Source organism: Streptomyces sp. DT190 (genome assembly GCF_049846985.1).
Taxonomy (GTDB): Bacteria; Actinomycetota; Actinomycetes; order Streptomycetales; family Streptomycetaceae; genus Streptomyces.
The window spans coordinates 118,246-130,737 of the sequence record NZ_JBNCNM010000001.1 but is presented as its reverse complement, the minus strand read 5'-3'; the positions used below and the strand labels follow the sequence as shown (position 1 = coordinate 130,737).

The 12,492-nt window shown below is 73.6% G+C and carries 10 protein-coding genes and 1 pseudogene; 6 read left to right on the top strand and 5 right to left on the bottom strand.

Annotation, left to right across the window (positions count from 1 at the left end; translation table 11 throughout):
* The first annotated feature begins 1 nt into the window (after window position 1).
* The 3 genes and pseudogenes from gnd (at window position 2) to ACPXCS_RS00525 (ending at window position 3,002) form a co-directional block, all read left to right on the top strand.
* A complete protein-coding gene (gene gnd, locus ACPXCS_RS00535; protein ID WP_425945872.1) occupies window positions 2-886 on the top strand; it encodes a phosphogluconate dehydrogenase (NAD(+)-dependent, decarboxylating) in 885 nt (294 codons plus the stop codon).
* A 4-nt stretch (window positions 887-890) separates the two neighbouring features.
* Entirely contained in the window at window positions 891-1,475 is a 585-nt protein-coding gene (locus ACPXCS_RS00530; RefSeq protein ID WP_425945871.1) for a histidine phosphatase family protein, read from the top strand.
* A gap of 59 nt (window positions 1,476-1,534) precedes the next feature.
* Window positions 1,535-3,002 (top strand): annotated as a pseudogene (locus ACPXCS_RS00525) (membrane-associated oxidoreductase).
* Here ACPXCS_RS00525 and ACPXCS_RS00520 read toward each other — a convergent pair.
* Complete coding sequence (locus ACPXCS_RS00520; RefSeq protein WP_425945870.1) at window positions 2,989-4,785, bottom strand: bifunctional sugar phosphate isomerase/epimerase/4-hydroxyphenylpyruvate dioxygenase family protein; 1,797 nt, start codon at window positions 4,783-4,785, stop codon at window positions 2,989-2,991. The pseudogene ACPXCS_RS00525 and the gene ACPXCS_RS00520 sit on opposite strands and share 14 nt — an antisense overlap.
* A 15-nt stretch (window positions 4,786-4,800) precedes the next feature.
* Window positions 4,801-5,676 carry a shikimate dehydrogenase gene (locus ACPXCS_RS00515; RefSeq protein WP_425945869.1) on the bottom strand — a complete coding sequence of 292 codons (876 nt, stop codon included), beginning with the start codon at window positions 5,674-5,676 and terminating at the stop codon, window positions 4,801-4,803.
* A 140-nt stretch (window positions 5,677-5,816) separates the two neighbouring features.
* Between ACPXCS_RS00515 and ACPXCS_RS00510 the strand changes: the two genes are divergently transcribed.
* From ACPXCS_RS00510 to ACPXCS_RS00500, 3 genes are all read left to right on the top strand, one after another.
* Window positions 5,817-6,482, top strand: a complete 666-nt coding sequence (locus tag ACPXCS_RS00510) for a TetR family transcriptional regulator (RefSeq protein WP_425945868.1) — start codon at window positions 5,817-5,819, stop codon at window positions 6,480-6,482.
* 163 nt (window positions 6,483-6,645) lie between these two features.
* Window positions 6,646-8,004 carry an MFS transporter gene (locus ACPXCS_RS00505; RefSeq protein WP_425945867.1) on the top strand — a complete coding sequence of 453 codons (1,359 nt, stop codon included), beginning with the start codon at window positions 6,646-6,648 and terminating at the stop codon, window positions 8,002-8,004.
* A gap of 219 nt (window positions 8,005-8,223) precedes the next feature.
* The gene (locus ACPXCS_RS00500; RefSeq protein WP_425945866.1) at window positions 8,224-9,468 is read left to right on the top strand and encodes a serine hydrolase domain-containing protein; all 1,245 of its coding nucleotides are present in this window, start codon (window positions 8,224-8,226) and stop codon (window positions 9,466-9,468) included.
* Here ACPXCS_RS00500 and ACPXCS_RS00495 read toward each other — a convergent pair.
* The 3 genes from ACPXCS_RS00495 to ribA all read right to left on the bottom strand — a co-directional run bounded on the left by ACPXCS_RS00495 (window position 9,465) and on the right by ribA (window position 12,482).
* Window positions 9,465-10,622, bottom strand: a complete 1,158-nt coding sequence (locus tag ACPXCS_RS00495; protein ID WP_425945865.1) for a saccharopine dehydrogenase family protein — start codon at window positions 10,620-10,622, stop codon at window positions 9,465-9,467. The two genes, ACPXCS_RS00500 and ACPXCS_RS00495, sit on opposite strands and share 4 nt — an antisense overlap.
* Complete coding sequence (locus ACPXCS_RS00490) at window positions 10,612-11,673, bottom strand: saccharopine dehydrogenase (RefSeq protein WP_425970885.1); 1,062 nt, start codon at window positions 11,671-11,673, stop codon at window positions 10,612-10,614. Before ACPXCS_RS00490 ends, ACPXCS_RS00495 begins: the two co-directional genes overlap by 11 nt.
* Before the next feature lie 149 nt (window positions 11,674-11,822).
* Complete coding sequence (gene ribA / locus ACPXCS_RS00485) at window positions 11,823-12,482, bottom strand: GTP cyclohydrolase II (RefSeq protein ID WP_425945863.1); 660 nt, start codon at window positions 12,480-12,482, stop codon at window positions 11,823-11,825.
* Between the last annotated feature and the right edge of the window lie 10 nt (window positions 12,483-12,492).

The window sequence follows — 12,492 nt, the reverse complement described above, 5'->3', positions numbered from 1 at the left end:
CATGCAGATCGGACTTGTGGGTCTCGGCAAGATGGGCGGCAACATGCGCGAGCGCCTGCGCAACGCCGGCCACACCGTCATCGGTTACGACACCGACCCCGAGAAGTCGGACGCCTCCAGCCTCGCCGACCTCGTCAACCAGCTGGAGGCGCCCCGCACGGTCTGGGTGATGGTCCCGGCCGGCGCCCCCACGCAGCACGTCATCGACCAGCTCGCCGGCCTGCTCAAGCCGTACGACACGGTGGTCGACGGTGGCAACTCCCGCTGGACGGACGACGAGAAGCACGCCGAGGAACTGAGCAAGCGCGGTATCGGCTTCGTCGACGCCGGCGTCTCCGGCGGCGTGTGGGGCCTGAAGAACGGCTACGCCCTCATGGTCGGCGGCGAGAAGGAGTACGTCGACCGGCTGCGGCCGATCTTCGAGGCGCTCAAGCCGGAGGGCCCGTACGGCTACGTCCACGCCGGGCGGGTGGGCGCCGGGCACTTCGCCAAGATGGTCCACAACGGCATCGAGTACGCCATGATGCAGGCCTACGCCGAGGGCTGGGAACTGCTGGAGGCCGTGGACTCCGTGGACAACGTCCGCGAGGTGTTCCGCTCCTGGCAGGACGGCACCGTCATCCGCTCCTGGCTGCTCGACCTCGCGGTCAACGCGCTCGACCAGGACGAGCACCTGGAGAACCTGCGCGGCTACGCCCAGGACTCCGGCGAGGGACGCTGGACGGTGGAGGCGGCGATCGACAACTCCGTGCCGCTGCCCGCCATCACCGCCTCCCTGTACTCCCGGTTCGCCTCCCGGCAGGACGACTCGCCGCAGATGAAGATGATCGCGGCGCTGCGCAACCAGTTCGGCGGTCACGCCGTCGAGTCCGCGAAGAAGGCGTAGCACCGTGGGTGATCTGCTGCTGGTCCGCCACGGCGAGACGGAGTGGAGCCGGAGCGGACAGCACACCAGCTTCACCGACCTGCCCCTCACCCCGCGCGGTGAGGAGCAGGCCGGGTCGCTGGCCCCGCTCCTGGCGGGCCGTCCCTTCGCGCTCGTCCTCACCAGCCCCCTCGCCCGCGCGGTGCGCACCGCCGCGCTCGCGGGCCTGACGGGCACCGAGCAGGACCCTGACCTGCACGAGTGGTACTACGGCGCCTACGAGGGCGTCACCACGGACGAGATACACCGCACCCGCCCCGACTGGGACCTGTGGAGCGACGGGGCCCCGTCCGGGCCCGACGGGCCCGGGGAGTCCCCCGAGGAGGTCGGCAAGCGCGCCGACCGGGTGCTGGCCCGGGTGGCCGAGGCGCTGCCCGGGGGCGACGTGCTGCTGGTGGCGCACGGCCACTTCCTCCGCGTCCTGACGGCCCGCCGGCTGGGCCTGCCGCCGTCGGAGGGGCGGTTGTTCCGGCTGGAGACGGGCACCCTCTGCCGGCTGTCGGCCGAACACGGCCGGCCGGTCATCGCGGAGTGGAACACCAGGGCGTAACCGGCCCCGGCCGGAGGTGAGTTGACAGCCTCCGGCCGGGCGCGCCAGAGTCCCCGCTGATGGAGATCGACGGCATGACCCCCGCCGAGCAGCGGGTGTGGCGGGCCTTCGCACACGGGGCGGACGTGGACTGGCGCGACCCGGCGGACGAGGACCCGGCGCGGGGCGCGGCCTGGGGACCCGAACGGACCGTACGGGCCGCCGTGCTGCGGGCCCTGCTGCTGAACGCTCCGCAGGAGGAGGGCGAGACGGCCGCCCTCCGGCTGGCGGGGGCGCGCATCACCGGCGAGCTCCGCCTGCAGTACGCCGACGTCGACCACGCCGTACGCCTCAGCGGCTGCTTCTTCGAGCACCCGCCCGTGCTGTACGCGGCGCGGCTGCGGCAGCTCAACCTGCGCGGCTCCGTGCTGCCACGGGCTGAGCGCCGAGAACCTGCGCGTGGACGGCCTGCTGCGCCTGTCGGGCTGCCGCTTCGCCGGTCCCGTCCGGCTCGCCGGGGCGCAGATAGCCGGAGCGCTGTTCCTGGACGGGGCCGACGCCGGCGAACCGCCGGCCGGGCAGCCCGCGCTCCAGCTCAACCACGTCACCGTCGGCGACGGCCTGTCGGCGCCGGGGCTGCGCACGCGCGGCGAGATCCGGCTGACGGGTGCCTCCACCGCCGGCACGATCGACCTCAGCGGGGCGCGGCTGGACGCCGGGCCGGAGACGGCCGCGCTCGACGCGGTCACCCTCACCGTGGAGGGCGACGTCCTGCTGCGCGAGGCGGACGTGCGCGGCTGGATCGGCCTGCGCGGCGCCCGTGTCGCGGGCCGTCTGGACTTCTCCCGCGCCCGCCTGGCCCATCCCGGTGGCACGGCGCTGCAAGCCAGCAGTTGCACGATCGGAGAGCTGTGGCTGCGCAACGGCCCGCCGGTGTCGGGCGCGCTCAACCTGCGCCGCGCCCACGTGGACGTGCTGTTCCTGGACCCGGACAAGGTTCCCGGGGAGGTCCTCCTCGACAGCCTCGTCTACACCTCCCTCACCCCGCACGAACCCGCCGAGCGGCGCCTGACGATGCTGGAACGGGACCGCGAGGGCTATGTCCCGCACGCCTACGAGCAGTTGACCGCCGCCTACCGCCGGATCGGCGACGACGACGCCGCCCGCCTCGTCCAGCTCGCCAAGCAGCGCCGTCGGCGCGCCACCCTGCCCTGGTACGGCAGGCTGTGGGGCCGCGTGCAGGACGCCACCGTCGGCTACGGCTTCCGCCCGCTGCGCGCGGCGGGCTGGCTGGTGTCGCTGCTGCTGACGGGCTCCCTCGCCTACGCCCTGCACCACCCCGAGCCGCTGAAGCCGGGCGAGGCCCCCGAGTTCAACCCCGTCTTCTACACCCTCGATCTGCTGCTGCCGGTGATCTCCTTCGGCCAGGAGGGCGCGTTCGCGCCCACCGGCTGGTACCAGTGGCTCTCCTACGCCCTGGTCCTCACCGGCTGGATCCTCGCCACGACGGTCGTCACCGGCGTCACCCGGACCGTCAGCCGCCAGTGAGTCCGCGCACCGCGTGCTGCGCCGCCAGCCGCACCGGCGCATTGGCCGCGCCGTAGCCCCGGTAGCCGCCGTCGCGCTGGACCAGTTCGAAGAAGACCCGGCCGACCGTGCGGGTGTAGCAGTGGCGGAAGACGCCCCGGGCGTCGCGGTCGTAGAGGATGCCGAGGTCCCGGTAGGTCTCCAGCTCGCCGTCGGCGAAGTCGAAGCGGGCGGCGAGGTCGTCGTGGTAGTTGGCCGGGACGGGCAGCAGGCCGCCGCCCGCCGCGCGGAAGGCCCGGGCCGCGGCGACCACGTCGTCGGTGGCCAGGGCGATGTGCTGGGCGTGGACGGTGTCGTCCGTGGGCGCGGCGCCGACGGTGAGGACGATCCGGACGCCGCCGTCGGCACTGGTGAGCGCCCGGCTGCGCAGCAGCCCGTAGGGGTCGGCGACGTCCACGCTCTCCTGCGCGTCCAGGCCGAGCACCCCGCGGTGGAAGAGGGCCGCCTCGTCGAACTGGTGCCAGGGCTGGGTGAGGGCGAGGTGGTCGACGGCCCTGATGCCCCGGCCGGTGGCGGCCTCCCCGGTGTCCTCGAAGTCGGCCCGCCAGTCGGGGGGTTCCGGGCGGCCGGTGGGACAGAAGAACAGCTCCGTGCCGTCGGGGGCGGCGACCGCCTCCAGCGCGGCGTCCTCGCTCGCCCGGCGGCGCGGCAGCACGGGCGCGAGCAGCGCCTCGGCGCGCCGGGCCGCCCCGGCCGGGTCCGGCGACTCCAGGCCGATCGCGGCGAGCTGGGCGCCGTCCCGGCGGACGGCCGGGCCGGTGTTGACCAGGATCCGGGCGTCCCCCTGCTCCCACAGGGCGACGGGCTTGCCGCGGTGCCGTGCGGTACGGGTGAAGCCCAGGGCCTTCAGCAGGGCCGTGAGGGGCTCGGCGTCGGAGGTGACCAGCTCGGCGAAGGCGACCCCGGTCGGGACGACGGGGCCCGGCAGCGCCGCCCGCCCCACCGCCTCCTGCAGGAGCAGCAGGGAGCGCCGGGCGTCCACGGCGGTCGGGCCGGACTCGGCCTGCCGGAACACGTCGTTGAACACCTCAAGCGACAGCGGCCCGTCGTACCCGGTGGCGAGTACGTGCCGCACCAGGCCCGCGACGTCGAAGCCGCCCTGGCCGGGGAAGCAGCGGTAGTGGCGGCTCCACTGCAGGACGTCCATGGCGAGCAGCGGGGCGTCCGCGAGCTGGAGGAAGAAGATCTTCTCGCCGGGGACGTCCTCGATGCCCCGGGGGTCCGAGCCGCGCGAGAGGATGTGGAAGCTGTCCAGGCAGGTGCCGAGCGCGGGGTGCCCGGCCGCCTCGACGATGCGCCAGGCGTGGTCGTAGGTGCTGACGTGCCGGCCCCACGCCAGCGCCTCGTAGGCCACCCGGACCCCGGACTCGCGTGCCGCGTCGGCGAGCCGGCTGAGCTGCTCGGCGGCGAGGGCGTCGTCGTCCACGGCGTGCGGGGAGACGCTGGAGCAGACGAGGACCGTGTCGGCGCCCAGTCTGCGCATCAGCTCGAACTTGTGCCTCGCGCGCCGCAGGTTCCGGGCGAACTCGGGCTCGGGGACGGCCTCGATGTCCCGCATCGGCTGGTACAGGTCGATCCCCAGGCCCAGGTCGGCGCAGCGGGCCCGGATGTCCTCGGGGGCGAGGGGGCTGGCCAGCAGGTCGTTCTCGAAGATCTCCACCCCGTCGAACCCGGCCCGGGCGGCAGCGTCGAGCTTCTCGGTGAGGGATCCGCTGAGGGAGACGGTGGCGATGGACGTGCGCAACGTCGGTGTCCCTTCCTAGTGGCGTGCGCCGACGACGCCGGCCAGTTCGGTCAGGTCCGCCAGCATCCGCGCGGCGTCGGGTTCCCGCCCGGTGAACAGACGGAACGCGTCGGCGGCCTGGAAGGCGGCCATGCCGCCGCCGTCGAGGGTGGCGCAGCCCAGCGCACGGGCGGTGCGCAGCAGCTCGGTCTCCAGCGGGCGGTAGACCACCTCGGCGACCCACAGACCGGGGTGGAGCAGTCCGGCGGGCAGGGGCAGGCCGGGGTGGGCGGCCATGCCGGTGGGGGTGGCGTGGACGATGCCGTCGGCGTGCGCGAGCAGCCCCGCCTGCCGGTCCGGGGACGCGGCGGCCGCCCGGTCGGTGCCGAAGGCGCGGTTCAGGGCGTCCGCGAGGGCGGCGGCCCGCCCGGGCAGGGCGTCGACGACGGTGACGTGTCCGGCGCCGAGGGTGAGCAGGGCGTGCGCGACGGCCGCGCCCGCACCGCCGGCGCCGAGCTGCACGACCCGCTCCAGCGGCGCGTCGGGCAGGCCTCGGGCGAAGGACGCGGCGAAGCCGGTGACGTCCGTGTTGTGGCCGACGGCCCGGCCGTCCTCGAAGACGACCGTGTTCACCGCGCCCAGCGCCTCGGCCTGCGGGGCGAGCGCGTCCAGGTGCTCCAGGACGAGCTGTTTGCAGGGGTGGGTGATGTTGAGCCCGTCGAACCCCAGGTCGCGGGCGGCCCGCACCAGGTCGCCCACGGCTTCGGGCGGCAGGCCGAGGGGATCGATGTCGATGAGCCGGTACAGCAGGCGCAGGCCCTGGCGGTCGGCTTCTCGCTCGTGCAGAGCCGGGCTGAGCGACGGTCCGATGCCGGAACCGATCAGTCCGGCCAGATACGAGTCCTTGGGCACGCACGCCTCCCGAGCGCTCACCAATGTACGAACTAGTACGTTAGCTATATCAGCCGAGGGCGGGCCCGGGAAGACCCCCGGGCGGCCGGGTCCCTGCTTCTACAATCACCGGCACCGGACCCTCCGCCCGAAGGAACCTGATGACCAGCGTCGAAGAACCGGCACGTCCCGGCGAGCGCATCCGTGACGCCGCCCGCACCCGGGCCGAGATCCTCGACGTCGCCACCCAGGAGTTCGCCCGGGCCGGGTACGACGGGGCCCGCGTCGACGAGATCGCCGCCCGCACCCGCACCACGAAACGGATGATCTACTACTACTTCGGCGGCAAGGAACAGCTGTTCACGACCGTGCTGGAGCGGGCCTACGGCGTGATCCGCGAGGCCGAGCAGCAACTCGACGTCGACCACCTCGACCCGGTGGCCGCGATCCGGCGCCTGGCCGAGCTGACCTTCGACCACCACGAGCAGCACCCGGACTTCATCCGCCTGGTCAGCATCGAGAACATCCACGAGGCGCACCACATCGCCGGCTCCGAGCGGCTCGGCAGGATCGGCTCACCGGCCCTGGACGTGATCCGCCGGATCCTGACGTCGGGGCGGGAGTCGGGCCTGTTCACGGCCGACGTCGACGCCGTCGACCTGCACGCGATGATCTCCTCGTTCTGCTTCTTCCGGGTCTCCAACCGGCACACCTTCGGCGCCCTGTTCGGCCGCGACCTGCTCGATCCGGCGCAGCGCGCGCACTACCGGGCCATGCTCGGCGACATGGTGATCGCGTACCTGACGGCGGAGCGCACGACCGGCTGAACGCCCGGCGCACGACCCCTTGACACCGGCGGCAGGCGAGCGCAGCATCACTGGCCATCCCCTACTAACTACCCAGTGGGTTAATTAGCCGCGATCCGGCCCGTCCCCCTCTGCTCGCCCCGTGTCCCGCTCCGCCTGTGGTGGAGCCCCCCGAGGAGCCGCCGTGTCCGTCCCCGCCACGCCCGAAGGGGCCGCCGCCCCGCCCGCCCAGCCCAGGAAAGCCGCCACCGCCGCGTGGATCGGCAGCGCACTGGAGTACTACGACTTCTTCATCTACGGCAGCGCCGCCGCGCTGATCTTCCCCGAGGTGTTCTTCGACGAGTCCGATCCGGCCACCGCGACCCTGCTGTCGCTGGGCACGTTCGGTGTCGCCTACGCCGCCCGCCCGGTCGGCGCGCTGGTCCTCGGCCACTTCGGGGACCGGCTCGGCCGCAAGAAGATCATGGTCTTCACGCTGATGCTGATGGGCCTGTCCACATTCCTGATCGGCTGTCTGCCGACCCGGGACCAGGTCGGCACCCTCGCCCCGGTGCTGCTGGTGCTGTGCCGGGTCCTGCAGGGCATCTCGGCCGCGGGCGAGCAGGCCAGCGCCAACTCCATGACGCTGGAACACGCACCACCGGACCGGCGCGGCTTCTTCACCAGCTTCACCCTCAGCGGCACACAGGGCGGCCAGCTGCTGGCCACGCTGGTCTTCATCCCCGTCGCGGCGCTGCCCGAGGAGCAGCTGCTGTCGTGGGGCTGGCGGGTGCCGTTCTGGCTGAGCGTCGCGGTCGCCGTCGCCGGGTACGTCATCCGGCGCAAGCTGGACGAGACGCCGGCGTTCGCCCAGCAGGCGGCCGAGGAGGGCGTCGTGAAGATGCCGCTGCTGGTGCTGGTGCGCGAGCACTGGGCGGATGTCCTGCGGGTGATCGCGGCGGCGCTGATCGCCTCGGTCAGCACGATCTTCACGGTGTGGGCGCTGGCGTACGCCACCAGCGACGCGGTCGGCATGTCCCGCACGGCCATGCTCTGGGTGGGCGCCCTGGCCAACGTCGTCGCGCTGGCGGCGATCCCGCTGTGGGCCACGCTCTCCGACCGGATCGGCCGCCGCCCGGTGTTCCTGATCGGCGCGGCCGGCAGCGCGGTGACGATGTTCCTGTACCTGTGGGCGGTCTCCACGGGCTCCTACCCGCTGACCTTCGTGACGGGCGTTATCTGCTTCGGCGTCGTCTACAGCGCGGCGAACGGCGTGTGGCCGGCCTTCTACGGCGAGATGTTCGCGACCCGGGTGCGGCTGTCGGGCGTGGCCATCGGCACCCAGATCGGCTTCGCTGCGGCCGGCTTCGCGGTGACGTTCGCCGCGCAGATCGCCGGGCCGGGTGGGGACGACTGGTCGGCGGTGGCCCTGTTCACGGCGGCGCTGTGCGTACCGCCGGTGCTCGCGGCGGTGTCGGCGCGGGAGACCCACCGGGTGCCCACCGAGGCGCTGGGCGAGCGCGCCGCCCGTCCGGCGGCGCGGGCCGACAAGGTGGCCGTCTGAGCACCTGAGCGGTCGGGCGCGGGACGTGGGGGCCGGCCGTACGGCCCCCACGCCCCCGCGTCGCACCGTCGCTCCCCCGCCGCCCCTTCGTTCACACCGTCGTGCCCGCCCGCCTCCTCCTGCGCGATCATGAAGGCTTCCTGCAGCAGGATGGGATCGGAGGCGGTCCGGGCGGGGTATGCCGGATCTCACCTCGACGAGCGCGACGGAGGAAGAGCCATGGCACAGCTGCGAGAAGAGGTCGAACCGGTCGAGGCGGGGCTGGACCCCCGGGCGCTGGAGCGCCTGGACCGGCACTTCGCCCGCTTCGTGGAGGAGGGGCGGCTGCCCGGGTTCCTCGTCTCGATCGCCCGCGGCGGACGCGTCGCCCACCTCGCCACCCACGGATCACGCGACCTGGCCGCCGGGCTCCCCGTCGAGCCCGACACGCTGTGGCGGGTCTACTCCATGACCAAACCGGTCACCGCCGTCGCCGCGCTGCTGCTCGTGGAGGAGGGCCGGCTCTCCCTGGACGACCCGGTCGCCGACCACCTGCCCGCCTTCGCCGAGCCGCGGGTCTGGGTGGGCGGCTCGGGCGACGACGTGCGGACCCGTCCGGCCGGCGGACCCATACGCGTCCGGCACCTGCTGACCCACACCTCGGGCCTGACCTTCGGCTTCTACCACTCCCACCCGGTCGACGCCCTGTACCGCCGGGCCGGTCTGGAGTCGTCCGTGCCGCCGGGCGCCGACCTGGCCGAGACCATCGAGGTGTACGCGAGCCTGCCCCTGCAGTTCGAGCCGGGCACCCAGTGGAACTACTCGGTGGCCAGCAACGTCCTGGGCCGCGTCATCGAGGTCGTCTCCGGCCGGCCGCTCGACGCGTTCTGCGCCGAGCGGATCTTCGGGCCGCTCGGCATGACCGACGCGGGCTTCCACGTCACCGACGAGCAGGCGCCCCGGCTGTCCGAGATGTACGGCGAGAAGGAGGGCGGCGGCATCGAGCCGACCCCCGGGCTGCCACTGCGGGGCCGGCCGCGGTTCCTGTCGGGCAGCGGCGGCATGGTGTGCTCGGCCCACGACTACCACCGCTTCATGGAGCTGCTGCGGCGCCGGGGCGAACTGGACGGCGTCCGGCTCCTGGCCCCCGCGACCGTGGACCTGATGACCCGCAACCACCTGCCCGGCGGCGCCGATCTGCGCGCCTTCGGCAGCCGCCCCGCCCACGACGAGCCCGGCAACGAGGGGCTGGGCTTCGGCTTCAACTGCTCGGTGGTGATCGACCCGGGCCGCACCCAGGTGCCGTCCGGGCTCGGCGCCTTCGGCTGGAGCGGCGTGGCCACGACGACGTTCTGGGTGGACCCGGGCCGCGACCTGACGGTGCAGTTCATGACACAGGTGCGGCCCAAGACCCCGCACACGGTCTTCAAGGACCTCAAGCGACTCGTGCACGAGGCCCTCACCGACCGGGCCCCGGTCGGCTAACTGTCGACCCGGAGTGTGAACTCGATCCCGTCACGGCCGAGTTCACCGAGCCACTGCCGTGACCTGGCCGCCGTCTCGGCCGCCCGGCTCAGGCCCGGCGGCAGGGAACCGTCCAGGACGTGGCGGACGCCCAGGGCGAGGGTGCGCGAGACGCAGCGGGCCATCGCGCTCTCCCCGGCGTCGCCCACCAGGTCCAGGAGGTAGCTGCCGGACCAGGCCGCTCCACCGTCGGACCGCACGTCCAGGGACACGGCGAGGACGACCCGGTCCCGGTCGTCGTCCGTGGTCGGGTACGCGGCGGCCAGTTCCCGGGCCAGCTCGGCGATCCGGGCGTCGTCGCCGCGCTCGAGCTCCTCGAACACCGCGTCCCAGGCCCGCAGCCAGCCCTCCAGGCGCAGCGTGCCCCGCACGAACGTCCGCGGGGCCCAGGCCTGCGGCAGCCCGTACTGCGCGACGAAGGGGACGCTGTCGCGGTTGGGGTAGACCTCGAAGGTCTCCCCGTCGACGACGTGCCGCCGGGTCGCCTCCCAGGGGCGCTCGGCCACCGTCTCGGCACCGCCGTCGAGGTAACGGGCCGGGGAGCGCAGGGCGTTGAGGACGCCCGCGGGGGCCCAGCTGAAGCGGTAGGTGAAGTCGTTCGGCACGGCGGGGACGCCGCCGCAGTAGGAGGTGAGGGTGTACGAGGCGGGCGTCCGGTCGCCGATCGCCTCCCGGGCCCGGGCCACCAGGTCGTGCGCGAAGAGGTGGTCGATTCCGGGATCGAGCCCGGCCTCCGTGAGGACGACGACCCCGGCCTTCTCGGCGGCGGGCACCTGCGCGAGCACCGCTTCCGACACATAGCTGGAGCAGGCGAAGTGGGCGCCCAGCCGTACGCACTCGGCGAGCAGCGGCGCGTGCCCGGGCGCGGGCAGCATGGACACCACGACGTCGCCGGGCGCCAGTTCGGCGGTGAGTGCGGCCAGGGTGTAGGCGCGGGGCTCGGCCCGGCCGGCCAGGCCCAGCCGGCCCAGGGCGTCGGCGGCGCGGCTCTCGGTGCGGTGCCACAGCCGTACGCGCTCGGCGGTGTCGCACAGCGCGGCCAGGCCGCTGCCGGTGGACAGGCCGGCGCCGATCCAGTGGACGGTGCCGCTCGCGGGGACCGGGTCAGTGGTCAAGGACGTCCCCCTTCTCGAAGCCGTGCTCACGGTTCGCCTGGCGGAACCGGTCGAGGCAGCGCCCCCAGGGCCCGGTGACACCGAAGTCGAGCAGCTGGGGCAGCAGCGCGGCCGAGAAGTCGGCGCTGGACTCCAGCGGCAGCAGGGAGGGCAGGTTGTCGATGGCGATCAGGTCGAGCGGCGGCTGCGCGCGCAGCCGCCGCACCGGCTCGTCCCAGCTGGTGGTCTCGTCGTACACGGGCAGGACGTTGAGCGGTGAGCCGACGTCGCACGTCACGTCGCACAGGGTGCGCAGGCGGCGGTCGGGGCTGTCGAGGTCCTGCTCGCGCAGGAACGGCGGGACGGGGCCGGTGGCGAGCACCGCGTTCACCATCACGTCGTGCCGCAGCAGGGCGGCACGGTCCAGGTCGCGGGTCTCGTCGAGGTCCCAGCAGGTCGGGTCCACACCGGCGGTGGCGAAGGCCACGCGGGCGCCCCGGCCGCTGCGCCCCAGGGCGCCGACGACCAGGCCGGTGAAGTCGGCGTCGTCGGCGGCGGGCTTGAGGGTCTCGTCCAGTTCGGCCTTGGTCGTCGGCACGAGCGGCGCCCGCAGCCGGCCCCGGTGCCGGAGCACCGCCAGGGCGGCGCCCAGGTAGCCCGCCCAGAAGCCGAAGGCGGCGAGGCGCCGGCCGGAGTCGTCCACCAGGTACTCCAGGTCGAACAGCGTCCCGCCGCCGGCGGCGAAGCGGCCCAGCAGCTCCGCGGCTCCCGGCTGGCCCTTGTAGGCGTGGCCGAAGAAGATGTGCCGGTGCGTCAGTTCGTCCGGCCGGCCGGGCAGTTCCTTCAGCCCGAGCACGACGGCGTCCCGCGGGGCCGACACCCAGGAGCCCGCGGGGGCGACGCGGCAGCCGGCCGCCTCGTACTCCTCGATCGGGAAGACCCGCTGCGGGGACTCCTCGACGGTCAGCGCCACTCCGTGCTCGACGAGCCGACGGGCGTCGTCGGGCACGACGGGCGTGCGGCGCTCGGTCGTTCGGGCCTCGTGGCGCAGCCACAGATGGAGCTCGGTCATACCGGGTGAGCCTCCGGACGTGAGGCGTCGGCCGCGTGGGGGCCGACGCTCAAGGGGCGGACGTTCACGAAGCGTACGCGGCCCGACTACGGGTCGCGCACGAATCCGCCCAGGTCACGTCGCGGGGGGCCGGAACCGGCCCCGGCGTGTCAGGAGGAGCTGACCACCGCGTCCAGGTGGGGCAGGTGGTGGTCGAGGCGCTCCCTCTTGGTCCGCAGGTAGGTGATGTTGTTCTCGCACGGCGGGATCAGCAGCGGCACCTGCTCGGCGACGCCGATGCCGTGGCTCACCAGTGCCTCGCGCTTGCGCGGGTTGTTGGACATCAGGCGCACGGAGCGCACGCCCAGGTCGTCCAGGATGCGGGCGGCCACGCCGTAGTCGCGCGCGTCGACCGGCAGGCCGAGCGCGAGGTTGGCCTCGACGGTGTCCAGGCCCTCCGCCTGCAGGGCCATCGCGCGCAGCTTGGCGAGCAGGCCGATGCCGCGGCCCTCGTGCCCTCTGAGGTAGACGACGACACCGGCGCCCTCGGCGACCACCGCGCGCAGGGCGGCGTCCAACTGGTCGCCGCACTCGCAGTGCTGGGAGCCGAAGGCGTCACCGGTGAGGCATTCCGAGTGCAGCCGTATGAGGACGTCGTCCGTGCCGATCTCGCCGTGGACCAGGGCCACCTGTTCGTCCCCGCGGTCGTGGTCCATGTAGCCGATCGCCTGGAATTTCCCGTACACGGTGGGCAGGGGTGCATTCACGACGCGTTCCACGCCGGTCCGCTGCGGTGACTTCTTGCCGAGTACGCCAATGTTGTCTGTCATGATTCTCGAG

What these genes read in the sequence shown, in the direction of transcription:
- ACPXCS_RS00510 (WP_425945868.1), top strand. Translation starts at nt 5,817, where the DNA reads ATGACCAGCGTCGAAGAACCGGCACGTCCCGGCGAGCGCATCCGTGAC.
- ACPXCS_RS00500 (WP_425945866.1), top strand. Translation starts at nt 8,224, where the DNA reads ATGGCACAGCTGCGAGAAGAGGTCGAACCGGTCGAGGCGGGGCTGGAC.
- ribA (WP_425945863.1), bottom strand. Translation starts at nt 12,482, where the DNA reads ATGACAGACAACATTGGCGTACTCGGCAAGAAGTCACCGCAGCGGACC.
- ACPXCS_RS00490 (WP_425970885.1), bottom strand. Translation starts at nt 11,673, where the DNA reads ATGACCGAGCTCCATCTGTGGCTGCGCCACGAGGCCCGAACGACCGAG.
- gnd (WP_425945872.1), top strand. Translation starts at nt 2, where the DNA reads ATGCAGATCGGACTTGTGGGTCTCGGCAAGATGGGCGGCAACATGCGC.